At 32.5% G+C, this 23,356-nt stretch carries 23 protein-coding genes and 1 other RNA gene; 8 read left to right on the top strand and 16 right to left on the bottom strand.

Annotated elements, in window-relative coordinates; genetic code table 11:
* Positions 1-8: 8 nt before the first annotated feature.
* An RNA gene (rnpB, locus tag DESAMIL20_RS01150) (RNase P RNA component class A) lies at positions 9-343 on the top strand.
* Here rnpB and DESAMIL20_RS01145 read toward each other — a convergent pair.
* From DESAMIL20_RS01145 to DESAMIL20_RS01085, 13 genes are read right to left on the bottom strand one after another with little or no spacing between them, the layout of a single operon-like run.
* Entirely contained in the window at positions 341-1,147 is an 807-nt protein-coding gene (locus tag DESAMIL20_RS01145) for a CheR family methyltransferase (protein WP_086033045.1), read from the bottom strand. The two genes, rnpB and DESAMIL20_RS01145, sit on opposite strands and share 3 nt — an antisense overlap.
* Entirely contained in the window at positions 1,148-2,026 is an 879-nt protein-coding gene (locus tag DESAMIL20_RS01140) for an HDOD domain-containing protein (protein ID WP_086033044.1), read from the bottom strand.
* Between the two features lie 10 nt (positions 2,027-2,036).
* Positions 2,037-2,282 (bottom strand): DUF1844 domain-containing protein, encoded by a 246-nt coding sequence (locus DESAMIL20_RS01135; protein ID WP_086033043.1) that lies wholly within the window; start codon positions 2,280-2,282, stop codon positions 2,037-2,039.
* A complete protein-coding gene (gene queD, locus DESAMIL20_RS01130; RefSeq protein WP_086033042.1) occupies positions 2,283-2,648 on the bottom strand; it encodes a 6-carboxytetrahydropterin synthase QueD in 366 nt (121 codons plus the stop codon). It lies immediately after the preceding gene.
* The gene (locus DESAMIL20_RS01125) at positions 2,641-3,831 is read right to left on the bottom strand and encodes a DUF1015 family protein (protein WP_086033041.1); all 1,191 of its coding nucleotides are present in this window, start codon (positions 3,829-3,831) and stop codon (positions 2,641-2,643) included. Before DESAMIL20_RS01125 ends, queD begins: the two co-directional genes overlap by 8 nt.
* A gap of 15 nt (positions 3,832-3,846) precedes the next feature.
* On the bottom strand, positions 3,847-4,386 hold the full coding sequence (locus tag DESAMIL20_RS01120) for a hypothetical protein (RefSeq protein WP_158090469.1): 540 nt from the start codon (positions 4,384-4,386) through the stop codon (positions 3,847-3,849).
* Entirely contained in the window at positions 4,364-4,828 is a 465-nt protein-coding gene (locus DESAMIL20_RS01115; RefSeq protein WP_086033039.1) for a protein-export chaperone SecB, read from the bottom strand. The genes DESAMIL20_RS01120 and DESAMIL20_RS01115 overlap by 23 nt, the downstream gene beginning before the upstream one ends.
* A gap of 8 nt (positions 4,829-4,836) precedes the next feature.
* Positions 4,837-6,774, bottom strand: a complete 1,938-nt coding sequence (locus DESAMIL20_RS01110; RefSeq protein ID WP_086033038.1) for an ATP-dependent helicase — start codon at positions 6,772-6,774, stop codon at positions 4,837-4,839.
* Positions 6,767-8,521, bottom strand: a complete 1,755-nt coding sequence (locus DESAMIL20_RS01105; protein ID WP_086033037.1) for a chloride channel protein — start codon at positions 8,519-8,521, stop codon at positions 6,767-6,769. The genes DESAMIL20_RS01110 and DESAMIL20_RS01105 overlap by 8 nt, the downstream gene beginning before the upstream one ends.
* A complete protein-coding gene (gene glmS, locus DESAMIL20_RS01100; protein ID WP_086033036.1) occupies positions 8,518-10,311 on the bottom strand; it encodes a glutamine--fructose-6-phosphate transaminase (isomerizing) in 1,794 nt (597 codons plus the stop codon). Before glmS ends, DESAMIL20_RS01105 begins: the two co-directional genes overlap by 4 nt.
* Positions 10,312-11,649 carry a bifunctional UDP-N-acetylglucosamine diphosphorylase/glucosamine-1-phosphate N-acetyltransferase GlmU gene (gene glmU / locus DESAMIL20_RS01095; protein ID WP_086033035.1) on the bottom strand — a complete coding sequence of 446 codons (1,338 nt, stop codon included), beginning with the start codon at positions 11,647-11,649 and terminating at the stop codon, positions 10,312-10,314.
* Between the two features lie 11 nt (positions 11,650-11,660).
* Entirely contained in the window at positions 11,661-13,178 is a 1,518-nt protein-coding gene (gene purH, locus DESAMIL20_RS01090; protein ID WP_086033034.1) for a bifunctional phosphoribosylaminoimidazolecarboxamide formyltransferase/IMP cyclohydrolase, read from the bottom strand.
* Positions 13,162-13,905 (bottom strand): SAM hydrolase/SAM-dependent halogenase family protein, encoded by a 744-nt coding sequence (locus DESAMIL20_RS01085; protein WP_086033033.1) that lies wholly within the window; start codon positions 13,903-13,905, stop codon positions 13,162-13,164. Before DESAMIL20_RS01085 ends, purH begins: the two co-directional genes overlap by 17 nt.
* Before the next feature lie 93 nt (positions 13,906-13,998).
* On the opposite strand from DESAMIL20_RS01085, the gene DESAMIL20_RS01080 reads away from it, so the two are divergent.
* The 7 genes from DESAMIL20_RS01080 to DESAMIL20_RS01050 all read left to right on the top strand — a co-directional run bounded on the left by DESAMIL20_RS01080 (position 13,999) and on the right by DESAMIL20_RS01050 (position 18,749).
* A complete protein-coding gene (locus tag DESAMIL20_RS01080) occupies positions 13,999-14,838 on the top strand; it encodes a 4-hydroxy-3-methylbut-2-enyl diphosphate reductase (protein ID WP_086033098.1) in 840 nt (279 codons plus the stop codon).
* Complete coding sequence (locus DESAMIL20_RS01075; RefSeq protein ID WP_086033032.1) at positions 14,825-15,622, top strand: inositol monophosphatase family protein; 798 nt, start codon at positions 14,825-14,827, stop codon at positions 15,620-15,622. The genes DESAMIL20_RS01080 and DESAMIL20_RS01075 overlap by 14 nt, the downstream gene beginning before the upstream one ends.
* The gene (locus DESAMIL20_RS01070; protein ID WP_086033031.1) at positions 15,619-16,470 is read left to right on the top strand and encodes a metal ABC transporter substrate-binding protein; all 852 of its coding nucleotides are present in this window, start codon (positions 15,619-15,621) and stop codon (positions 16,468-16,470) included. Before DESAMIL20_RS01075 ends, DESAMIL20_RS01070 begins: the two co-directional genes overlap by 4 nt.
* Positions 16,463-17,233, top strand: coding sequence for a metal ABC transporter ATP-binding protein (locus DESAMIL20_RS01065; RefSeq protein WP_086033030.1), 771 nt, complete (start codon positions 16,463-16,465; stop codon positions 17,231-17,233). Before DESAMIL20_RS01070 ends, DESAMIL20_RS01065 begins: the two co-directional genes overlap by 8 nt.
* Entirely contained in the window at positions 17,209-18,027 is an 819-nt protein-coding gene (locus DESAMIL20_RS01060) for a metal ABC transporter permease (RefSeq protein WP_086033029.1), read from the top strand. Before DESAMIL20_RS01065 ends, DESAMIL20_RS01060 begins: the two co-directional genes overlap by 25 nt.
* Entirely contained in the window at positions 18,024-18,371 is a 348-nt protein-coding gene (locus tag DESAMIL20_RS01055; RefSeq protein ID WP_086033028.1) for a NifB/NifX family molybdenum-iron cluster-binding protein, read from the top strand. Before DESAMIL20_RS01060 ends, DESAMIL20_RS01055 begins: the two co-directional genes overlap by 4 nt.
* Positions 18,372-18,437: 66 nt before the next feature.
* Positions 18,438-18,749 carry a DUF134 domain-containing protein gene (locus DESAMIL20_RS01050; protein WP_086033027.1) on the top strand — a complete coding sequence of 104 codons (312 nt, stop codon included), beginning with the start codon at positions 18,438-18,440 and terminating at the stop codon, positions 18,747-18,749.
* Positions 18,750-18,914: 165 nt separating this feature from the next.
* On the opposite strand, the gene DESAMIL20_RS01045 is transcribed toward DESAMIL20_RS01050, so the two are convergent.
* The 3 genes from DESAMIL20_RS01045 to DESAMIL20_RS01035 are packed head-to-tail and all read right to left on the bottom strand — an operon-like array spanning position 18,915 to position 23,294.
* Positions 18,915-20,852: an alpha-amylase/4-alpha-glucanotransferase domain-containing protein gene (locus tag DESAMIL20_RS01045; RefSeq protein ID WP_086033026.1), complete on the bottom strand. Its 1,938-nt coding sequence runs from the start codon at positions 20,850-20,852 to the stop codon at positions 18,915-18,917.
* Positions 20,849-21,694: a DNA polymerase III subunit delta gene (locus DESAMIL20_RS01040; RefSeq protein ID WP_086033025.1), complete on the bottom strand. Its 846-nt coding sequence runs from the start codon at positions 21,692-21,694 to the stop codon at positions 20,849-20,851. Before DESAMIL20_RS01040 ends, DESAMIL20_RS01045 begins: the two co-directional genes overlap by 4 nt.
* Complete coding sequence (locus DESAMIL20_RS01035) at positions 21,660-23,294, bottom strand: CTP synthase (protein WP_086033024.1); 1,635 nt, start codon at positions 23,292-23,294, stop codon at positions 21,660-21,662. The genes DESAMIL20_RS01040 and DESAMIL20_RS01035 overlap by 35 nt, the downstream gene beginning before the upstream one ends.
* Between the last annotated feature and the right edge of the window lie 62 nt (positions 23,295-23,356).

The raw sequence follows: 23,356 nt of genomic DNA, 5'->3' as shown, positions 1-23,356 counted from the left end.
AATTAACGGCAAGTAGGTGCGGGGTCGCTGGTGCATTAAGCACTAGAGGAAAGTCCAGGCTCTATCGGATCAAAGCGCCTGTAAAAGGGTTGGAGTGATCCACAGGAAAGCGCAACAGAAAAGAAGTTACTTAAAACGATAGTTTTAAGTAAAAAGCGAAATGGTGAGGTAAGAGCTTACCGCACAACCAGTAATGGCTGTGGCATTGCAAGCCCCGCTTAGAGCAAGACCAAATAGGGAGATTGGCCTGATCCGAGCCTATAATCTCCGGGTAGGTCGCTTAGATAAATGGCCCCAAAGGATTTATTCCTTACAGAACCTGGCTTATAGCCTGCTTGCCTTAATCTTCTTTTTTATAAGCAAGTGCCTGTTTGAAATGTACAAGCTTAAGCTTCGTATTTAATCTTGATATTGACTCTGTTGCGCCTAAAAATAAATATCCATTTTTATTCAAAATATCATTATGAATCTTATCTATAACTTTTTGTCTAGATTTGTTATCAAAGTAAATTAAAACATTCCTTAAGAATATTATATCCATTTTACCAACGCTGCTTAAATCTTCGTTATCAATAAGGTTCAATTGTCTAAGCACTACTTTGCTCTTAACAAAATCTTTGATTTTATATGTATTTTTTTCAATATCGAAGTATTTTTGCTTTATAGCACTTGTTAGTTCTTTTACAGCATACTCATTGTAAATTCCATTTTTTGCTTTTTCCAAAACTTCCTGACTAATATCTGATGCTAAGATTCTTGCTGGTATTTGCTGCCCGTATTTTTCCATTAAAGCTATAACTAAAGTATATGGTTCTTCTCCGCTTGAGCAAGCTGCACTCCATATATTCAACATGGGTTTTTGCTTTAGAAGCTCGTTTGCTACAATTAAAAATACTTCAATTTGCTGTGCATGCCTAAAAAGATAGGTTTCATTAATTGTTATTGCATCAAAGAGATTGCATAATTCATCTTTTCTGTTTTGTAAAAATCTTAAATAATCTTCATAATCTCGCAATTTTAATTCTTGTATGCGTTTTGAAAGTTTATTTTCAAGCAGATATTTCTTGCTAACTTCAAAAAAAATGCCGGATTTTTCGTAAATGAAGTTTCTTAAGTTTTCAAATATTTCAGAATCCATTTCTGGCATTTAGTGCAACTCCTTAAAGTAGGATTTTTTTGCCTCATCAATTTGTTCAAAGAGTTTGAAAGTAAATAAAGCCAAATCAATCTTTTTTGAAACTTCAATGTTTGAGGTTATAATTTTCCATCCTTCTTGATCTTCCATTAAAAATTTTGAATAATTGCCACCAAAACCTATGCCTTCTGAGTAAGTAAGCAAATCTGCAACAGATATAATAGATGCCATTATCTGATTTTTTGCCTTTTTTGGACTATGATGGTTTACCACAGCATCGATTAAATCTTCTGGCAAACTCCATTTTTTGAGCAGTTTTTTGGCTAAATCGCAATGCGTTATACCAAATAGTACTTTTTCGGATTCGTAAAACGACTTATTGTTTTTATAAGCAAAGTTTAAAATTTTATCAAAATCTTCCTGGTCGTATAAATCTAATATAACTTTTCCTATATCGTGGATAACACCTGCGGAAAACTCCAAGCCACCTGTGTTAAAATTTAGAATGTTTGATATAATTTTTGCAGTTATTCCACAACCAAAAGAGTGATCCAAAAATTGATTTGTGTTGAATCGTCTACCAACAGGAAACTTTTTCATTGTAGAAAGTAGCGCCGAAGCAATAACGATGTTTTCTATTTGCACAAAACCAAGTAAATTTATAGCATGCACCAATGAAGAAACTTTTTCATGTAGCCCGTAAAATGGAGAATTAGCCGTTTTTAAAATTTGAGACACCAACACAGGATCTTTCTGTATAAGGTCGTACAAATTCTTTGCAGATGTAGATTCTTTTCTCAATAAATATGTAACCTCTAGGGCAATCTGAGGGAAAGCGGGTAAATTTTCAATAGATTCTAAATTATTGTATAGTTTTTCTACGTTATTCATTTTAGCCTACTTATGTTTCTTTGCTTATTTTTTCTTTATACTTTTCATTTAAATCTAATATTACACTCTCAAGCAAGTCTTCCTCTTCTTTTGTAAGATTGTTTTTTGTCTTTTCTTTAAGCATTTCTATTAACTCTATACTGGCTTTTGCCATTTCTAAATCTATTTTTTTCGTATTATCAAATGGGTCTTCGACTATCCCAAGCTGCACATAAGCACCGCCTGCAATTGATAGGATAAATTCTTCAAACTTCATCTAATCCTCCATATAGGTTGCTTTTGATGTAGGCGTTTCATAAACACTTACAGTGTATAGATCGCATTCCTTTATGCGACTTTTTAATGTTTCAAAAATGTATTTTGCTATCATTTCTGATGTGGGGTTTGTTTTTGAAAAAAAATCTATTTCATTCAAATACCTGTGATCAAGTGCAGACAATATATCTTTTAGATGTCCTTTTAATTCTTTAAAATCTATTCCTATGTATGTTTGGTTAAGTTTGCTACATCTAACAACAACCTCTACTTTAAAATTATGACCATGCAGGTTTTCGCATGCGCCAAGATAATTATTTAGTCTATGTGCTGCACAAAAATCACTTTCAACACAAATTTCAAACATTTTTACAACCCTCTATACTGCTAAAATGATACCCTACAAGGCCGCTTGGGATTTTGGGATAAAAGTATGTGGATTTTTGTGGGAATGTAAGGTTATGGCTTGTAATTTCAAATAGTGTATCGTAAGTTATAGGCTTTAGTAAAAACCCCGCAGCAGCTTCTTTTCTATCAACACTTTTTACTACTTCTTCTTTTGAGTGAGCATAGCCTGATATTTCATTACTTGCAATGTCTGCATCGCTAAGATTTAGCATACCTTTAAAAACTACATCTTCAAAAATCTTCACATCAAGCCTTTCTATTAAACCATCCGTAATTTTTTTCATGTATTTTAAATAAGTAAATTCACCATCATACATGACTATATCATAATTAAAAACATCGCCAATTTCAAAGAAATTATAAAGTTTTTGTTTCAATTTATCAATATTGATTTTTTTTATTAATCTGTGTATGGGCATTAAAGACAGCTCATCATTTTTATCAACAAAAAAAACAAGAGCGTAATCGCTTCCAGGAGTTTCTTGACCTATTTGTTTGTAGTGTTCTTTAATGGATAAACAAGTTTCGTATCTATGGTGACCATCAGCTATGACTAATGTTTGATTTTTAATTTTTTGTTTTATATGGTTAATAGCAGATGCATCATTTATTTTATAAACTTTATGTAATTTATTTTCAAAATTTACCTCAAAAAGATCCTCTTTATTGCATTTTTTTATAAAGTCGGACAATTGTACATTATCGTAAATCATCATTATGGGACAAAACATAGCATTAGTTGAAGTTATAAGCTTAAATCGATCAATTTTTGGGCCTTTAAGCGTTTTTTCATGTGGTTTTATAGAACCACCAAGTTCTTCAAGCTTCAATGCGCCCAAAAAACCAAATAATGTCTTTTCTACTCCATCAATACTATATTTACAACTGTAAGCATAAAATGAGCAATCTTCGTCAAAAATCAGTTTTTTTTGCAAAATCCAGGCTTTCAATATATTTTTAGCATTTTTATACTTTTGGTCATTCTCTCCTTCTGGTAAAACGATTCTTACTATATTAAACTCATCTTTTGATAATAATTGATTCTTATAGTCACTGTCTATGACATCGTATGGTGGGCATACATAAGTATCAATTTTTTTTTCTTTAAAAAAAATCCCTTTAAATGGTTCAACTATGGGCATAGCTCCTCCTAATATCTAATATATCGGTACAATACTTGATAAACTGCATTTAATAAAAAGTTTTTTATCTATTCTAAATAAATTTTTAATATCGCTAGCACCATTACAGTTTTGGCAATTTTTATTGTAATTATTTAGTCTTTTTACAATTTTATTTGTGTTATAATAATACATAATTTCGCCCTTTGAAGTTTTTTTGCTTACAGATAAACAATCACTATGTAGGCAATTTGCTGCTATTAAATCCATTGTGTTAACACAATATACTAAACCTGAAAAATCAAAAAATAAACCTTTAATTGCAGACAGCGTCACTCTAAGACTGCTATAACGGCCAGGTCCAATTGTCACATACAATGTTTCTATATCAAAAATATGCAGTTGTGTTTTTTCTAATAAAGCATCAAAAGTGGAAATAATCCTCACAGAGTGTATGGCTTTTTCAACGAAAATGGAATCAATTAGCAATTCACCTTCAAAAAAAGCCATACTAAGTGATTCACCTGAACCGTCAATTGCAAAGGCAATATTGTTACTTTGACTGTGCGCTTGCATCAACATTAACAAATGGGTTAAAATTAATAGGCGGCAGAACAACTGGCGCTAAACCCATCCTAAGGAGTGTGCTTTGGACAATTTCTCTAAAATATGGCCAACTATCGACCAAGACAGTCGAGTCTGCAAAAATCTTAAAAATCTCATCATCCATTGGTCCGCCTACTTGAAAGTCTAAAATGTAAGATGGGCTTATCTTAATTAACACTTCTTCTGGATTATTTTGGAGTGCCACTTTAAAAAAAAACTCTTGAAAAACCCTCACATGATTATCAGCTACAACTTGATAATAAACATTTTTGTCAATATAAACCTTGGATTCCTCCATAGAAACATTAATTTTCTCATCATCAAAGCTAGCTTCAAACTTATAAAGCCTGATGTTGTGCAAAACCAGGTTTGTGTTGAGTTTTGCAAATCTTTCTTGAACGCTATCTGCCATAGTGCCTCCTAAATAATATCACTTTTTGTTAAATTTTTTAATCCAAACTTAAAAAAATTCACTTTTAACTCTAATGGCTCTTCTTTAACATTTAAAATAACACCACTACCGTAATCCTTATGAGTTATCGTCTCCCCAATTTTATACCTTCTTATGGGATTTTTATTTATCGAACCTATCTCTTTTAAAAAACGAGATGATATGAAATTGTTATGAAAGTCTGATAAAAAGTAGCTTAAATATAGATTCTTTTTTGCCCTTGTAACACCTACATACATTATGCGCCTTTCTTCTTCTATAGCCGAATCATGATACAAACTGGGCAATATGCCTTCATTCAGGCCCACCATAAAAACATGATCAAACTCTAATCCTTTGGCCGCATGTATGGTCATAAGGCTAACGCTTGATGTTGCTTGAATATCCTGCTCAACTATGTTTTGAGAATAATCATACAGACTCGCACTTTCCATAAAAGATTCAATATCCATATCTTTTGAAAATTCAATCAACTCATCAACATTTGATTGACGTAAATCTTCTTTGTAAAAGTTTTTATTTGAAAACACTTCATCAAAAATAAACTTTAGGCACTTGCTAATACTATCAAATTCGAGCTTTTTTTGCAAAATTTTTACAAACTCAATAAAGTTAGCAACTTTGGCATATTTTTTTTGTGTTAGTCTAGATGTAGCTCCAAAAAGACTCATACCTAAATCACTTGCTAGATTTTTAATGCTTTCTATTGTCTTTTCGCCAATTCCACCAAAATTTCCAATTGAGCGCAAAAAAGATAAATTATCTTTTTCATTATATGCAACTTTTACAAAACTCAAAATGTCTTTAATTTCTTTTTTATCAAAGAATTTGTGAGAACCTATTTTTTTGTAGAAGACACCAAGCTGTACAAGATATTCTTCAAAAAGTCTAGAAAGATTGTTGTTTCTATATAGAACAGCTATGCTGGTATGTTGATTTTCTTTTAAAATTTTTTTTATTTGATTTGCAACAAAATACGATTCTTCTCTATTTGTTGAAAATTCTTTGATAATAGGCTCAACGCCAGAAATCTCAGAGTAAAGCTTTTTGCCTATGCGCATTTTGTTGTGCGTAATGATAGTATTTGCGATGTTTAGTATATTCTTTGTTGAACGGTAATTTTTTTCTAGTTTAATAATTTCACATGGCAAAAAATCATCACTAAAAGACAAAATATTATTTATATTTGCGCCTCTAAATGCATAAATAGACTGATCTTCATCGCCTACAGCGAAAACTAATGTTTTACTATTGTAAAACTGCTTAATAAGCTCATACTGTATATTATTGGTATCCTGGTACTCATCAATCAGGATAAATTTAAATTGGTTTTGAAACCTAAGACGCAATTCATTATTGTTTTTAAGCTCATTTATAAAATTTATTAAAATATTGTCAAAGTCAACCGCATTAGCATTAACAAGTTTTTCCTCATACATATTGTATATCTTTTCTATTTCCTTAGTGGGAAACTCTATATTAGCAGAGTTTTTTAATTTTGAAATATAAGATGAGATTTTAGAAGGTGAAAACTTATTTTTATCCAAATTAAGCGACTGTATAATTTCTTTAACGAGCATTTCCTGGTCATGTTTGTCATAAATTGTATAATTTTTGCCCATTTTCCTCAAAAATCTCAACGATAAAGAGTGAAATGTGCCTATATAAAAATTTTCAATATTTGTATTTAGAATACTTGCTACTCTTTCTTTCATCTCGTCTGCTGCTTTGTTTGTGAAGGTCAATGCTAAGATTTCATGAGGCTTTGCAAGATTATGTTTAAGAATATATGCAATTTTATATGTAAGTGTTTTAGTTTTTCCGCTTCCAGCGCCTGCAATAATAAGTAAATTTTTATCGCATATTTCAACTGCTTTTTTTTGTTGTTCGTTTAATGAATCAAACATTTATACTTCCTTGTGATATTTTTCTTAATATTGCTTTTCTTCTAATTATGCCAATAACTTCCATAGTTTCTAAAGATTTTACAACTGGCACTGTATTAATTTCTCTAAAGTCAATTTTATTTAAAAGAGCATACAAACTTTCTTGAGGTAAAACAAATATAAGGTCAGTATTTGCAACATCTACAGCCAACAAAAAATTATTAAGTAAGCTTTCATTAAGGATGGTTTTTAAAACATGCAATGTAATAATACCGTATAGTTTATTATTTTCATCTAGAACGAGGATTTCGTTGTATTTCTCATTTGCAAATATATCATAAATTTCCTTTAATGTTTCATTTTTATTAATCGTTAAAAATTTAGTTTCCATAAGCTCTTCAACTCTAATATGCTCTAAAATATTGATTTTGTACTCATCAGCGTGTACAAGAGAGTCAAGCCTTGTATCTACTTGAGCTTCTTCTAAATTTACTTTTCTTGTGAGCAAAAAAGCAATAGCAACAACCCAAAGAGCAGGTACAATTAACTCATACCCACCTGTTATTTCTGCTGTAAGCACAATAGAAGAAATAGGCGTTTTTTCACAGGCTGCCAAAAAAGCAGCCATACCAACTACAGCGAAGCTCGAAGGGTTTACTACAACAAAAATACCGCTTAACTTTAACAAATTCCCAATTCCAACACCAAGAAGCGCGCCAATTATAAGCAATGGCGCAAATAAACCAACTGGTGTTTTACTACCTGCTGATACAGAAGTAGTAAACATTCTCAAAATACCAACCATTAACAAAAAGAAGTAATTTCGTGGGTCTGTAAAGGCAGCTTCTAGTAAACCATAACCCATTCCAGCGCTAGCTGGCAAAAAAATGCCAAACAAACCAACAACTAATCCACCTAAAGCGGTTTTTACATAAATGGGATAATTTATCATACCGGTTAAAAGTTTTGCGTGTTTAAATAGATAAATAAATAATATGGCGCCAATTGCAATAGCTACTGCAAGCACACTGTATGATATCAGCTCTAGTGGCTTATAAAAATACATCGTAGGGACACTAAACATACGCTCCCACCCAAATAGCGAAGAAAACACTGAGTATGCTGTAATAGAAGAAATTGCACTTGCCATCAGGGCTTCATACTCAAAATCAGCTTCTTTGTAGAGTACTTCTGTTGCAAAAATAGCCGCCCCCATTGGCGCTCTAAAAATCGCACCGATACCCGCTGCAAGACCGCTAATCATAAGGATCCTTTTTTCTCTATTGCTTACATTAAAGGTATTTCCAATAAATGAGCCAATAGATGCTCCTATTTCTGCTGCTGGACCTTCCCTGCCTCCGGCAAATCCGCTGCCTAGCGCAATTGAGCTTGCAAAAAGCTTTATTAAAGCAGATTTTGGTCTGATGATTACTTTGTGATGAAAGTACTTTATAATTTTATTGACACCGCTTTCTCTATCATCAAATATATAAAGCATCAAACCGCTTAAAAATCCTCCCAAGGTTATAATAATCAAAAACAAAATAGGTTTAAATGGTACATTTCTTAAAGCAAACAGTGATTTTTCGTTTGTAGGGAACTTAAAAGGAAACCCAGCTACATGATTTAGCAGATAAACACTAAAGAAATTAATCAACACATACAAAAAAATTGCGCCAAGTCCACTAAATACACCAAGCAAAACATAAAGTAACCACTTTTTTGCTATTTTGCTTTCTAAAATACCCAAATTTGATATATTTTTCATTCAACAGTTACGCTTTTTGCTAAATTGCGTGGTTGATCTACGTCATTTCCTAAAATATTTGCAATATGGTAGGCAAACAACTGCAGTGGCACGATATTAATAAAAGCAGAAAAAAAGTATGAAACTTTTGGAGATTCTATGAAATCATCTGCAATATATGAATATTTTTCTGATAGTAGTATAATCTTGCCATCTCTGGCTTTTACTTCATTGGCATTTGATATGGTTTTTGAGTAAAATGGTTCAATGCCAGGCGCTATGACAAATGTTGGCGTACTTTTATCAATTAATGCAATAGGCCCATGTTTTAGCTCTCCTGCAGGGTAGCCTTCTGCATGTATATATGAAATTTCTTTTAGTTTTAAAGCCCCTTCTAGCCCCAGTGGGTAAGATAAACCTCTGCCTAAATATATAAAATTTTTAACATGAGAGTATTTTTTAGCAATTTTTTCGACTTCGCTGTTGATATGGTTAAACTCACTTTTTAATATCGGTGGTATAGAATTTAACTCTTTTATGTAGTCTTCCACGTCTATTCCTTTTAGCTGAGCTATTTTTAGAGCAAGCAAATACAGCATAGCAAGCTGACAAACAAAAGCTTTTGTTGAAGCGACGCTTATTTCTGGACCAGCAAGCGTATATAGCACATAGTCGCTTAATCTTGCAATGGTGCTTTCTTGAACATTTACAATCGAAATGGTTTTTATGCCTAACGCTTTTGCAAGATTTAAAGACTCTTTGGTGTCTGCCGTTTCGCCTGATTGTGAGATTGCAATAAATATGTTATTGTCCGAAAATATAGGTTTTGAATAGCGAAATTCCGATGCAATTTCTACACTTACAGGTATAGAAAGTAAATCTTCAAAAAAATACTTTGATGTTAAACCTGCATAATAGCTTGTGCCGCAAGCCACAATGGTTATTTTTTTAATATTTCTTAGTAAATCTTCATCAATGTCCAATTCGATTTTGTCACTTTGGATATGAGCATAAATAGTGTTTGCCAAAGCTTCGTCTTCTTCGCTTATCTCCTTTAGCATAAAATGCTTAAAACCACCTTTTTGAGCAGTTTGCAAGTTCCAATCAACGCTTTTAACTAAACGTTCTACCTTATTAGCATTATTGTAGATTTTGTATCTACCGTTTTTTTCTAATATTGCAATATCGTTTTCTTCCAAAACTACAAATTGCTTTGTGTGTTCCAAAAATGCGCTCAAATCACTTGCTAAAAACAGTTCATCTTCTTGCAAACCAATAAGCAGTGGAGATTCTTTTTTTGCGGCATAAATTTTTTGCTCACCTAAATGAATTAACGCTATAGCAAAACTGCCTTTCAAAATAGACATTGCTTTTTTGAGAGCTTCAAAAGTAGATAAAGTTTTACTGTAGTAATCAATAAGCAACAAAATAGTTTCTGTGTCAGTAGCGGAGGATTTTTTATATCCTTCTTGTAGTAAAAAGTCGTCAATCTCTTTAAAGTTTTCTATAATGCCATTGTGGACAATAGCAAAATTTTTAGTGGAGTGAGGATGGGCATTTTCTTTGCTTGGTTTGCCATGTGTTGCCCACCTGGTGTGGCCAATGCCAATTGTGCTGTTGAGCTCACTTCCTGATGACAAGCATGCACTAACTAAATCTGCAACTTTACCTTTAACTTTTATAACTTCTATACGATCATTAAGAAGAGCAATACCGGCAGAATCATAACCTCTATACTCAAGGGCAGACAAACCATTTAACAATATACCGCTTGCTTTTTTATTGCCAATGTAGCCAACAATACCACACATTTATTTCTCCTCTTGGCGTTTTCTGTACGATATAACCCAATTTTCTTTAACTTGCTGTGGTAGTCTTGATAAAACTAAACTAAAAGGTGGTGTGTCTTTGGTTACTGTAGTGCCTGCCGCTATTAGACAATCATTGCCAATTTTTACTGGTGCAACAAGCTGGGTATCAGAACCAATAAACACATTATCACCTATAATTGTTTGGTTTTTATTATAACCGTCATAGTTGCATGTAATTGTACCGGCACCTACATTTACATTTTTGCCTATTATTGCATCGCCAATATAGCTTAAGTGACTTGCCTTTGTATTTTTATCCAAAATTGACTTTTTAACTTCCACAAAATTGCCAATATGCACATTCTTTTTTAACACATTGTCTGGCCTTAAGTGAGAAAATGGACCAATTGAACAATTATCTTCAATAATTGAGCCAGTCAAAACACTGTATGGTTTTACAACAACATTATCAGAAATGTTGCAAGAATCAATAACACTCCCTGTATCAATTAAGCAATTTTTCCCAATTTTTGTACCCTTTCTTATGTGAACATTTGGGTGTATAATTGTATCTGTGCCTATTGTTACATCTAAATCGATATAGGCTGATTTTGGATCAATAAACACTACACCATTTTCCATGTGAGCTTCAATAATTCTTTGTTGCATAATGCTTCTTGCTATGGAATACTCTTTTTGCGTATTAATACCCAAAATTTCATCCTTATCAACTTCAAATAAATCGCATTTTTTGCTAAATTTTACAATATCTGGCAGGTAATACTCACTTTGGGCATTAATATTGTCTATATTTGGTAAGTTTTCCGATGCAAAGTCTTTTTTCAGAAAAAAAATACCACTGCTTACCAAATTTATAGCTAAAATATCATTACTGGCATCTTTTTGTTCTACAATCCTAAAACCGCTTTCATGCTTTACAATACGACCATAGCCTGTTGGGTTATCGACGACTGATACAAGCAATAAACATTCTAAAGATTTGTCTATAAAATAATCTTTAGCTCTTTGAAGGGTATAACTTTTCACTAAAGCCGCATCCGCAGTGGTAACCAAAAAATCATTGCTAACATAGTCTAGAGCGATCTCGCAAGCCCTTGCTGTACCATTTTGAATTTTTTGAACCACAACTGTGCCAAATGAAGATAACTGATCTTTATGATCTTTGTCTGCTACAATGACAATTTTTTCAAAGCCACTATGTGTTAGCGTATCTATAATATGCGAAATAATGCTTTTCCCGCACAAATCGTAAAAAATTTTGCTTTTGGCTGTCTTCATACGGCTGCTTTTACCTGCAGCCAAAACTACAGCATCCATATAAACCTCTCTTAGTGCCTGAAGTGCCTTTTTTTGGTAAAAACCATAGGCAAGTTATACTCATTACATGCTTTAATTACCTCTTCATCGCGAATAGAGCCACCTGGTTGAATAAATGCTACCGCCCCATAGGACTTAGCTACATCAATATTATCTCTAAAAGGGAAAAAACCATCCGATGCTAAAACACTTCCAGCCAAGCCAATACCTAAATCTTTAGCTTTTTGAGCAGCACACTTTATCGCATCAACCCTTGAAGTTTGACCTGCCCCAATTGCCAACGTCTGAGAGTTTAAAGCAAAACAAATGGCGTTTGATTTTGCGAATTTTGCAACAAACCACGCAAATTTTAAATCTTCTATTTGTTTATCCGTTGATTGAGCTTTTGTGACGGTTTCATAACTAAACTCACTCATATAATCAATATCTTGAACAACAAAACCACCTATTACGCTTTTTATATCTTTGTTGTTTTTATAAGAATTTAAGTCTATTTTATCAACTTTTACCAAAATTAAATTTTTCTTCTTAGATAAAATACTCAAAGCTTCTTGTTTAAAATCGAAAGCAACCACAACCTCATAGAAACGCTCTGATATTTTTTTTGCTAAATTTCCATCTACAGTATCATTTATGCCTACTATACCACCAAAAGCACTTACTGGATCGCCAAAAAGCGCTTTTTCATAAGCCTCTTGAGCGCTATCAGCACAAGCTGCACCGCAAGGCGTATTATGCTTTATTATTGCACACATGCAAGTTTTATTTAAAAAGTTTGACTCTATCATCATACGATAGGCAATATCTATATCTAATATATTATTAAATGAAATTTCTTTTCCTTGAAGTTGGACCATGTTTGGTAAGCCTTTTTTTAGCGGCAGTCTAAAAAAGTTTGCAGTTTGGTGAGGATTTTCGCCATACCTTAGAAATTTTTTTAACTTAAGACCAACATTGAGTACATCGCCTCTATAGCCAAATTTTTCTACAATCACAGAATCGTAATAAGACGTTAATGCAAAAGCCTTGAGTGCGCATTTTTTTCGGAATTCTAAATCGATGTTGTCAAAATTTTCCATCACTTTTGAATAATCTTTTGGGTCTACTACTACAAGCACTCTTTTATAATTTTTTGAAGCTGCCCTAATAAGCGTAGGTCCACCTATATCAATATTTTCAATGAGCTCTTCCTCGTTATTTGATCGCAATGCAACCTGCTCAAACGGATACAGGTTAACAACCACTATGTCTATAGGCTCAATATTGTGCGCTAAGAGCTCTTCTTGGTGCTTTGGTTTGCTCAAATCAGCAAGAATACCGGCGTGAATTTTATATTGAAGCGTTTTTACACGTCCATCTAAAATTTCTTCAAAACCGGTGTAGTTTTCAACACTTTTAGCATTGATACCATTTTCCTTTAACAAAGTGTAGGTAGATCCAGTTGATATAATTTCTACACCTTTTTCTTTCAAAAATTTTGCAAATTCTACAATTCCTGATTTATCATACACGCTAATTATTGCTCTCATTTTTACTCCTTACTATAACATTATTGCCAATTTTAACGTTTAGTATTTTGGCTGCACTATCTTGATATTTTGCAATTTCCAAGAAACCAAAAGACCCCTCTATAGCAAAAAAAGATTCCTTAAACTCAGCATAGTATTGGGCTTTCTTTTCTATAGTAAAACCATTTATAACCAACTCATAATTGTTAGAGTTAGTCTTAATATTTGTAATGATATTACCAAATTTGTCTATCCATAAAACTTCACCTTTTTGCTCATCTTTGCTAAAAACCACCTCCTCAATGTTAAATTTTTCAAAAGATTCAATTTTTGTCAAATTAATTTTTTTATTAATAATCTTGCAAACAATTTTTGCAAATACATCCCTTGCATGGAATGTAGCAGATACATCTTTAAATCCTTCATCGACGCTAAATACTTTAAAATCATTGTCAAATGTTAGAATACCGTTATCTCTGCCTACAAATGTATAATTTTTTCTTTTAACAACAATAGGTCTTGCAAAAGAGCCCACTTCAGGATCAACCACAACCAAAAAAATACTACCTTCTGGAAAATACTTATAAGAATGCTTTAAAATAAACTGAGCACTTTTTAACTTAAAAGAATCTATATTATGTGATAAATCAATAATTTCAACATTACAGCTAGACTTTATTGCGCCTTTTACAATTCCTACATAAGGATCAAGATAGCCAAAATCCGATAAAAACACTACCGTTCGCATCTTTAATATTTTATACTTAAATTAAAAGTTTTTCAAGTTATCTATTTCAATTGTCATTTGAAAACTTTGTTTGCGTTTGATATAATGCTACCTATGAAAATCAGAATTGCTCAAAATGCTGGGTTTTGTTACGGTGTGAGAAGGGCGATAAAAATCGCAGACGAAGCTTTAGAAAAAAACAAATCAATTTACAGCTTAGGTCCAATTATACACAACCCTCAAGTAGTAAGCGAATACGAAAAAAAAGGGTTGAAAGTAGTAGAAAGTATCGATGAAGCAAAAAATGCCATCTTAATCAGATCTCATGGCATACCACCTCAAATCTACAAGCTTATTAATAAAAAAAAACTGGAGTGCATTGATGCCACCTGCCCCTTTGTAAAAGAAGCTCAGGATTATGCAAAACAATTGTACGAAGAAGGCTACTTTGTTGTAATAATAGGGGATAAAAATCACCCTGAAGTCCAGGCACATATTGCTTATGCAAATTATCAGGCACAGGTTATAAACTCTAAAGAAGAGGCAAAAAACATTCAAGCTCAAAAAATTGGTGTTGTATCACAAACTACACAATCTGTGGATAATTTTGTTTCAATTGTGTCCGAACTTGTAAAAAAAGCAAAAGAAATAAGAATATTTAATACAATATGCGATGCAACGGAAAAAAGACAAGAGTCTGCCAAAGAGCTAGCACAAATTTCAGATATTATGATCGTCATTGGGGGCAAAAATTCTGCAAACACACGCAAACTATTCGAAATATGTCTTAATTTTTGCAAAAAAGTCTATTACATAGAAACAAAAGAAGAACTCAAAAAAGAATGGTTTTATAATGTAAAAAATGTTGGTATAACAGCTGGCGCAAGTACACCCTCATGGCTTATTGATGATGTTATACAAGCCATTGAAAGTATAGACAATGACATACATTGATTTTTTTAAAGAGCTTGGAAAACAAATAATAGCACTTAATAGGTATTTTGGAAATAAAATAGCAAGTCAAGAATTTGAAACAAATCCATTTGGTGATGTTAGCGTATTTATTGATAAAAAAGCGCAGGAAATTATTGTTGAATCAATAATAAAACAATCAATAAAATGCTCTTTGCTAAGTGAAGAGAGCGGTTTTATGGATTTTGGCCAAAAGTATCCACTGTTTATTGTTGACCCCATAGATGGAAGCCTTAATGCTAAAAGAGGCATACCATACAGTGCTTTTTCTATTGCGCTAGCTTATTCCCAAACAAGCGACTCCATGACAGAAGCGTATGTGCTAAATTTATCAAACTCAGATGAATTTTTTGCAATTAAAGACAAAGGGACATTTCTAAATAACGAACCTATACAAAAGCTTTCAATTGCAAGTGAAATTGCTTCAATCGAAGGCATAAAACGCCAGACAAGCCTGGATGATTTAAAAAATATTTTTAAAAGTTTCCACCGCATAAGGTCTATGGGAAGTGTAGCGCTTGATTTGTGCTACCTAGGTCTTGGCAGCATTGATGTTTTTTTTCACATACAGCCATCAAGAATAATAGATTATGCTGCAGCCAAGCTCATCATAGAAGAAACAGGCGGGGGCGTGTTTGAGTGGGGTTCTAAGACACCCTATATAGCTCCTATTGATACAAGCAAGGATAAACCTTTTTGGGCACTTTCTGATATTAAAAAACTAGACTACTTCTACAATAAAATTTATTCAGGGGGTGTTGTATGAGGAAAGTTTTACTTTCTTTTTTGTTTATAATTATGTTTGTTCAATACACTTTTGCAAAACCACTTGTTGTTACAAGCACATATATTCTAAGCTCACTAGTTAATCAAATTGCACAAAATAAGGTTGATACAGCATTTATTGTTCCAGAAAACGCAAATCCCCATTTTTTTAACCCAACACCAAAAGATATTCAAGAGTTGGCTAAATCAAACCTCTTTATAAGCGTTGGGTATGGTTTTGAGTTTTGGTTTGATAAAGTAAAAAATAATATTAAAGGTAAAACATTGATTTTATCCGATTATCATAAAAATCCTATAGGCAAAAAAACTTTATCGGGTAAAATCATCGCCAATCCTCATATTTGGCTTGATGTGGATTTTGTAAAAAATACAGCCGTCTATGCCATTGCAGATAATTTGTGCAAAATAGATACCAAAAATTGCTCGTTTTTCATGAATAATGCCAAAAACTTGAGTCAAGAAATTTCACATATACAAAATGATTACAAAAAGCTGTTCAAGAATAAAAACATCTGCATAGTTGAGGTTGATCCAGCATTTGATTACTTTTTAAGAAGCTTTGGAAAACAGCCATGTGCAAAGATGTTACAAGAAGGATCAGGTGAATTAACACTTACAAGCTTTAAGCAACTAGATAACTGCAAATGTAAAAAAGGTATCGTTGTTTACGCTTTTAGAGCAAAGCAAGCAAAAGTGATAGCCCAAGAAAAACACTATAAAGACGTTTATTTAAGCCCTCTTGGTAATTCAAAAGATAACAGATTAAACAGTTATATAAAACTGCTTCAGTATAATTTAAACACTATAAAAAACGCTGTAAATGATTGAATTTAGAAATGTTAGTCTAATTTTTGATAAAAAGATTGTTTTAAATGGAATCGACACAACTATAAAGAAGGGGGAATTTGTAAGCATAATAGGTCCAAATGGCGCAGGCAAAACCTCTTTAATAAAAATTTTACTAGGATTAATAAAGCCTACAAAAGGAATTGTGCTTATAGAGGGATTAACCCCCAAAGAATACATATCAAAACACAAAGTTTCATATTTACCTCAGCAAACAAGTATAAACTGGTCTATGCCGCTTAGAGTTATAGATATTATGCTAATAGAAGAAAACCTAAGGGCATTTACAGTCTTTAAAAAACCTAAAAAGCATCTTATTCAAAAAGCAAGGCAAGTGCTTGATTTATTTGGCATTTTAGATATTGAAAATAAATATTTAAAAGAACTCTCGGGTGGGCAAAAACAAAGGGTTGAGCTGGGCAGGTGTCTTCTTAAAGACCCAGAAATTTTAGTTTTAGATGAGCCAAATACCGCTTTGGATACTGTTTTTAACGAAAAAATGTACAATATTTTAGTCGAAGAAAAATTAAAAAACAATATAACTATTATTCTGGTTAGTCACGATATTGGGGCAGTAAGCAGGTTTGTTGATAGAATCATGTGCTTAAATATAAAACTTCATTGCAGCGAAAAACCAGAAAACATTGATTATGTAAAACTTGCTTCAGCATTATATGGCAGCACCACTAATATAGTTATACACAAAAATGGATGTAGATCATGTCAATTTTACAAAACTCAATAATTGTTGAGATTATATTTAAAGCTTTAATAGTTGGTATTTCTTTATCAATATTGCTTTCTATTTTAAGCTATTTTGTTGTCCTGCAACGTTTGAATTTTTTAGGCGTAGGTATATCTCATTCCGTTTTTGGTGGTTTAGCCTTTAACTACCTTTTTGGTCTAACTACACTATTTTTACCTATTGGTTTTGCTTGCTTAACAGCATTGTTAATAGGTATTTTATACCGAAAAGGCTTAAGTAAAGATAGTGCAATTAATGTAATGTTTGTTTTTACAATGGCATTGGGAGCAATTGTGCTGAGTTTTTCTTCTGGATACTCGGCGAATATATTGGGTATGCTCTTTGGTGATATTTTAGCAATTAATAATAGTGATATTGTATATTCTCTAATACTTCTTGCAATAGGGCTTATTTTGTTTAGCATCTTTTTTTCGCATGTGCAGCTTATAACTTTCAACGAAGAGTTAGCGCGAATAAATGGTATAAATGTTGATCTGTTTTATTATCTATTTTTAATTTTTCTAGGTATTATTATTGTGTTGAGTGTAAAGTTGATTGGAATTATTCTAGTCAACGCTTTTTTGGTTTTACCGACTTTGTGCGGTATGAATGTTGCAAGAAATTATAAAAATGTTATTTTATGGTCTATTGCGTTCTCCATTGTTTCCTGCGTTTTTGCAATCTTTATTTCTTACTATCTTAACACACCATCTGGAGCTACAATTGTTATAACTTTTTTTGTTTTTTGGTTATTTAGTCTAATTTACAATAAAATAGCAAGGAGGATAAAATGAAAATTGCAATCCCAGTTAAAGACGAAAGTTTGGAAATCTTTCCAAAAACAGGTAAAACGCCGTATTTTGCTATATTTAACGATTCAACATTCAGCCATCTTATTAAAAACCTGGTAGGAAACCATGAACATGAAGATGAAGAAAGCACGTCAATAGATCATGTGGAGTTTCACAGAAAGCAAGTAGAAACTTTAGGTGATATTGATGCAGCATTGGTTGTTTTAATTGGAAAACACATTAAAAAAGCATTTGAAGAAAAAGATATTCAAGTAATTGAATTTCCACAGAGTAATTTCAAAAATGCGAAAGAGTTACTTCAAGTCTATTTGAACAGTAAAAAATAATTTAACTATACTTGATATATCTTTAAAGACTTATATATTTGAGCATATGACTATAAAGGAGAGTAAATGAGGAACTGCTGGCGAAGAAGACACATTGAGTTTAAGCCACAGAATAAGTGCTTTAAACCATGCGGTATTGCATTTAGTCAATTAGAAGTAAATGTATTAAAGCACGATGAATTAGAGGCTTTAAGGCTGGCAGATTATGAAGGTTTATACCAGGAAGAATGCGCAAGGCGGATGAATATTTCTCGCACCACATTTGGCAGAACTATAGAAAGCGCAAGGAAAAAGATTACAGACTGCCTATTGCATGGTAAAGCTTTAGTGATTGAAGAAGCAAATGATTTTAATGAGAATAACAGCACAAGCAAGTGATGATAAAATATTTCAAATCATTATTTACTAGGCATAAAGTGTTAATCTGCAATCAAGCTATAAAGAACATTTAGAAGAGAAAAAACTACTTGTAAGAACCGCCCTAAGATAAATAACCTTTTGCTTAATCACTAAAAACTCTTATAAAAAGGCTTTTAGCCTTCTTTAGAACAAATTAAATCTTAAACTAAACATTGGAGCGTCGCATTTAATAAATATGCATGTTTGCTGGTAAAGCTTTTCTACGCCATTTTCTGATAGAGAAACGCTGTATACGGGTACAATCAAAACATGCGATGGCGTAAAATTTAAATTAAAATAAAGTTTTCTATAATTATCTGCAAGTAGAATATTATCGGTTTGCTCTTCAATAAAAGCATCCATATTGTATTCTTTTTCATTGATTATTATTTGCTTATCAAAAAAAGCACTCAAAAAAGTAAAATTAAGTTCTTCATATAGATTGTACTGACCGCTTGATTTGTATATATCAACGGTAAAGCTTGAATTATTTATTGTATAAACCTTTTTTATATCGTATTGATGATTTTCTAAATGCAGGCTGTAATCAAATGCTTTTACAGTATATTTTGGTATATCATTAACCTCTTTAAAAGAACTCTCAAAAACCTCTGTTAGCGTCAAATCTTTTTCAACCAAATGATCTACAAAGCTATATCTGTTGTTTTTGTCATAAAAAATAGAATTTTCCAACCCTTTTTCTTTAGCTTTAAGTTTATTGTGTATGCTTTCTACACCAGAGCTCTGTGTTTTATAATCAATTTTTGTATGGTAAAATTCACGATGCCTTCTAATTGTATTTGCTATATTAAAGTTAAATGGTTTTATGTCAAACTCAAAAATAGACCCACTATAGTTGGGCTTAACAAAAACATTAAATAAATCGTTATTTAAAATATATTCAACAGAAAAATCATTATCTATGTCTGTTGATATTATAGCTTCTTCCCAGTGTGAAGCACTTATAATATTTTCATAAAGGGCATTTCTTAAATGCGGCATGTATAGGCCACCAAATATACCATGCCAGTAAGCATCGTTGCATTGCGCATCAAAAAACTGCTGCATTTTTTGCTCATTGCTTTTATCAAGAAATGGTTTTGCAAATAACACACGCTTGTGCATATTATTTGCTTCATCGTATTTTGCTAAAAAATTGCGCCATGTACCACCTTGAATGAAGTGTTTTTTTGAATCGTACAAATTTAGAGATTTAATTTGATTTATATAATCATTGTATTCCTTTTGGGCTTCAAAACCAAGTGCCCACTCACCAAGCTCTGTATATGAACCAGTAGGAGGGTTAGCTCTTTTTGCAATACCTTGAAAAGTTTCAAAAAAATCCTTTGGTAGAACAAATTCAACAACATCAATAATTTCATTTAGAAAATTTTCTAGCCAATTGTTTTTATAAACCCAATCGTAAGTGCCTGGCCAAATACCAAATTTTTCCCCATCGTCTGCAAATACAAAAAAAGAATCATCATTAAAGCTATTTATATAATTTATAGTTTCCTGAGGTTGCCTAAATGGTATTGTATAGCGCAAAACTTCATTTGAAGGTAACAGTTTAATTTTTGAAAATACGTTATCTGCAACAAACACATTTTGGACAAGCTCACTAGAAGACACTCCACACCTTTTTAAGTGAATATCATCAACAACCACATACTCTAGAGGATTTATAATGCTTGGCAAATTAGGTTCCCAAGCGCGCTCTGCAAGCCACATACCAAAAGGTTTAACACCAAATAAATCAAAAACCAAATCATTCATGCGTTCAATCTGAGCTTTTGAAGAGCCTTCATCCCAAATTGGTAAGATGCTTTCTGCAAAGCTTCCGCCAAGTATTTCTACCCTACCCTCACTAACCAAAATTTTTATGAGGCTCAAAAAATCAGGTTTGTTCTTTGAAAGCCACCTAAGAAGTGGTCCAGAGTAATGAATCCCAAATTTAAATTTATCAAACTTAGAAGCTACCTCAATAAATGGTAAATATGCTTTATTAAAAGCATCTTCAAACACACTGTCAAAATTACCAACAGGTTGGTGGTTATGGACTACAAAGATAAATTTTCTCAATTTTGCACCATCCAGTAAAAAATTTTTAATTTTAGTGGCAATAAATTAACCATATTCGTGCTTTTATATAACTTATCCAAATCATACAAAATAGATATCAAACTTTCAAGTCTTTTTTTACCCAATGCACTGACGATCCTTTTGTAGTAGGTTTTTGATAAATCAGTCACATTGTATAACTCCAAAAAAGCATTAAAGAAAATTGTGGAAAGTGTTGAAACAAGGACTAAAGGATAGTCGTTGTATTTATCTAAAAACGCACTAAATAGTTCAAAATTATTACTTATAATAGCATCAACTGCTTCAAAGTTTGACAACTCTTTTTCTAAAAATTCAATTTCATTATAATTGCCAGATAAAGACAACCTTTCAACAAGCAGGTAAAGTGCTGTAGCATTAGAATAAAAAGGACTATCGCTAATCTTATCAATAAGGTTTGAATCAATATGCTTTAGCTTACTCTTTAAGTAAGCCTTGATTTCTTGTGGCTTAAGACGCCTAAAATTTACAATTAAATCCGATTTTAATTTATCAGAACATCTTATCGGATCCAAGATTATTATATTTTCACTATTTTTAATATCGATTAACTGATCAAACTCAAAGTTTAACCTAATATGCTTGATAGTTTTTTCACTAAATAGATCAAGACAACACAAACGATTCAATTCTTGCGAAAATTCCTTAAAAGACATATATGCATATTTTTGAACACTTAAGCCAATTGATTTTGACAATCTTTCAATATACGTGCGTTTTAAAAAATAATCATCACTATTAAAAATATATAAATTTCTTATTTTTTTACTATAAATCTCTTTTTTTAGCTCGTCTTGATTCATATGAGTAACTTACAAAAGCTTTAATAAGTGGGTGTGGGCTTAGAGGTCGTGATTGGAATTCCGGGTGAAATTGTACTGCAATAAAAAAGGGGTGGTTTTTAAGCTCAACAATTTCAATAAGTTTATCATCTGGACTTTTCCCACTAAATACAAACCCAGCCTCTTCAAATGCTTTAAGATAATTAGTGTTAAACTCGTATCTGTGCCTATGCCTTTCGTATATTAATGTTTGGTTGTATATTTTATGAGCAAGTGTATTTTCCTCAATAACACATGGATAGCTTCCAAGTCTCATGGTGCCGCCAAGTTTTTTGGTACTGCCTTCAACATAAACGCCATCTTTTACCCATTTATCTGTAATGTGAATAACTTTGTTTGGGCTTGTTTCGTCAAACTCCTGCGAGTTAGCATCTAATTTCAATACATTTCTTGCAAATTCTATGACAGCAGTCTGCATGCCAAGACAAATCCCAAGATAAGGTATCCCGTTTTCTCTTGCGTATTGAATTGCCAATATTTTTCCATTAATACCCCTCGAACCAAAACCGCCAGCAACTAAAATTCCATCAACTCCGCTAAACAAACCAGTACCATCTTTTTCTAATTCTTCGGAATCTATCCAACGTAAATTTACCTTTATATTGAAATTGCCACCACAGTGGACAAAAGACTCTATCAAACTTTTGTAAGCTTCTTTAAGCGACACATACTTACCAACAAAAGCGATTTCTACAGCATCTTTTGGGTATTTTATAGAATGAACCATTTTTTTCCATTCGTTTATATCAACTCCGTTATCTGGCAAATCAAGCTTAGACAATACTGCCAAATCAAGACCTTCTTGGTTTAAAGCAACAGGCACTTCATAAACTGTATCTACGTCACACGCATTGATTACATCTTTTTCGTCAACATTGCAAAATAAAGCTATCTTTTGCTTAAGCGAATCATCAAGTGCAATTTCGCTTCTTGCGATAATGATATCTGGCTGTATACCTAAAGACTGCAGTTCTTTTACACTGTGCTGGGTGGGTTTTGTTTTGAGCTCGTCTGTAACCTTAATGTAGGGCACCAATGTAACGTGTATAAAAACGGCATTTTTGCTGCCAAGTTCCAATTTTAGCTGTCTTATTGCCTCCAAATACGGCAATCCTTCAATATCGCCTATTGTTCCGCCAATCTCTACAAGCAAGATATCTTTATTTAATGCCGCCTTTTTAATGCGCTGTTTTATTTCATCTGTGATATGAGGTATTACTTGCACAGTTGCGCCCAAATAATCGCCTCTGCGCTCTTTTTCTATCACGCTGTAATATACCTGGCCTGTTGTAAAATTATTGTCTTTTGTTAATCTTAACCCTGTGAAGCGCTCATAGTGGCCAAGATCTAGATCCGTCTCTGAGCCATCATCTAAAACATACACTTCACCATGCTGGTATGGGTTCATTGTACCTGGGTCAATATTGATATATGGATCAATCTTTAACATAGAAATATTAAAGCCTCTTTTTTTAAGCAAAAAACCCAACGATGAGCTAGATATGCCTTTACCTAATGACGAAACAACGCCACCTGTTATAAAAATATACTTAGTATTCATAATATAACCTCTGTTTTTAAGATAAAACTAAACATACAAATATTATACCACAAGATTACTTT

The sequence above is a fragment of the Desulfurella amilsii genome (assembly GCF_002119425.1).
GTDB lineage: Bacteria > Campylobacterota_A > Desulfurellia > Desulfurellales > Desulfurellaceae > Desulfurella > Desulfurella amilsii.
The sequence above is the reverse complement of the archived record's forward strand: the minus strand, read 5'-3'. Positions and strand labels throughout refer to the sequence as shown.

Bases quoted from the DNA above. Each gene is read 5' to 3' on its own strand.
- DESAMIL20_RS01145 (WP_086033045.1), bottom strand. From the start codon at position 1,147: ATGCCAGAAATGGATTCTGAAATATTTGAAAACTTAAGAAACTTCATT.
- DESAMIL20_RS01140 (WP_086033044.1), bottom strand. From the start codon at position 2,026: ATGAATAACGTAGAAAAACTATACAATAATTTAGAATCTATTGAAAAT.
- DESAMIL20_RS01135 (WP_086033043.1), bottom strand. From the start codon at position 2,282: ATGAAGTTTGAAGAATTTATCCTATCAATTGCAGGCGGTGCTTATGTG.
- queD (WP_086033042.1), bottom strand. From the start codon at position 2,648: ATGTTTGAAATTTGTGTTGAAAGTGATTTTTGTGCAGCACATAGACTA.
- DESAMIL20_RS01125 (WP_086033041.1), bottom strand. From the start codon at position 3,831: ATGCCCATAGTTGAACCATTTAAAGGGATTTTTTTTAAAGAAAAAAAA.
- DESAMIL20_RS01120 (WP_158090469.1), bottom strand. From the start codon at position 4,386: ATGCAAGCGCACAGTCAAAGTAACAATATTGCCTTTGCAATTGACGGT.
- DESAMIL20_RS01115 (WP_086033039.1), bottom strand. From the start codon at position 4,828: ATGGCAGATAGCGTTCAAGAAAGATTTGCAAAACTCAACACAAACCTG.
- DESAMIL20_RS01110 (WP_086033038.1), bottom strand. From the start codon at position 6,774: ATGTTTGATTCATTAAACGAACAACAAAAAAAAGCAGTTGAAATATGC.
- DESAMIL20_RS01105 (WP_086033037.1), bottom strand. From the start codon at position 8,521: ATGAAAAATATATCAAATTTGGGTATTTTAGAAAGCAAAATAGCAAAA.
- glmS (WP_086033036.1), bottom strand. From the start codon at position 10,311: ATGTGTGGTATTGTTGGCTACATTGGCAATAAAAAAGCAAGCGGTATA.
- glmU (WP_086033035.1), bottom strand. From the start codon at position 11,649: ATGGATGCTGTAGTTTTGGCTGCAGGTAAAAGCAGCCGTATGAAGACA.
- purH (WP_086033034.1), bottom strand. From the start codon at position 13,178: ATGAGAGCAATAATTAGCGTGTATGATAAATCAGGAATTGTAGAATTT.
- DESAMIL20_RS01085 (WP_086033033.1), bottom strand. From the start codon at position 13,905: ATGCGAACGGTAGTGTTTTTATCGGATTTTGGCTATCTTGATCCTTAT.
- DESAMIL20_RS01080 (WP_086033098.1), top strand. From the start codon at position 13,999: ATGAAAATCAGAATTGCTCAAAATGCTGGGTTTTGTTACGGTGTGAGA.
- DESAMIL20_RS01075 (WP_086033032.1), top strand. From the start codon at position 14,825: ATGACATACATTGATTTTTTTAAAGAGCTTGGAAAACAAATAATAGCA.
- DESAMIL20_RS01070 (WP_086033031.1), top strand. From the start codon at position 15,619: ATGAGGAAAGTTTTACTTTCTTTTTTGTTTATAATTATGTTTGTTCAA.
- DESAMIL20_RS01065 (WP_086033030.1), top strand. From the start codon at position 16,463: ATGATTGAATTTAGAAATGTTAGTCTAATTTTTGATAAAAAGATTGTT.
- DESAMIL20_RS01060 (WP_086033029.1), top strand. From the start codon at position 17,209: ATGTCAATTTTACAAAACTCAATAATTGTTGAGATTATATTTAAAGCT.
- DESAMIL20_RS01055 (WP_086033028.1), top strand. From the start codon at position 18,024: ATGAAAATTGCAATCCCAGTTAAAGACGAAAGTTTGGAAATCTTTCCA.
- DESAMIL20_RS01050 (WP_086033027.1), top strand. From the start codon at position 18,438: ATGAGGAACTGCTGGCGAAGAAGACACATTGAGTTTAAGCCACAGAAT.
- DESAMIL20_RS01040 (WP_086033025.1), bottom strand. From the start codon at position 21,694: ATGAATCAAGACGAGCTAAAAAAAGAGATTTATAGTAAAAAAATAAGA.
- DESAMIL20_RS01035 (WP_086033024.1), bottom strand. From the start codon at position 23,294: ATGAATACTAAGTATATTTTTATAACAGGTGGCGTTGTTTCGTCATTA.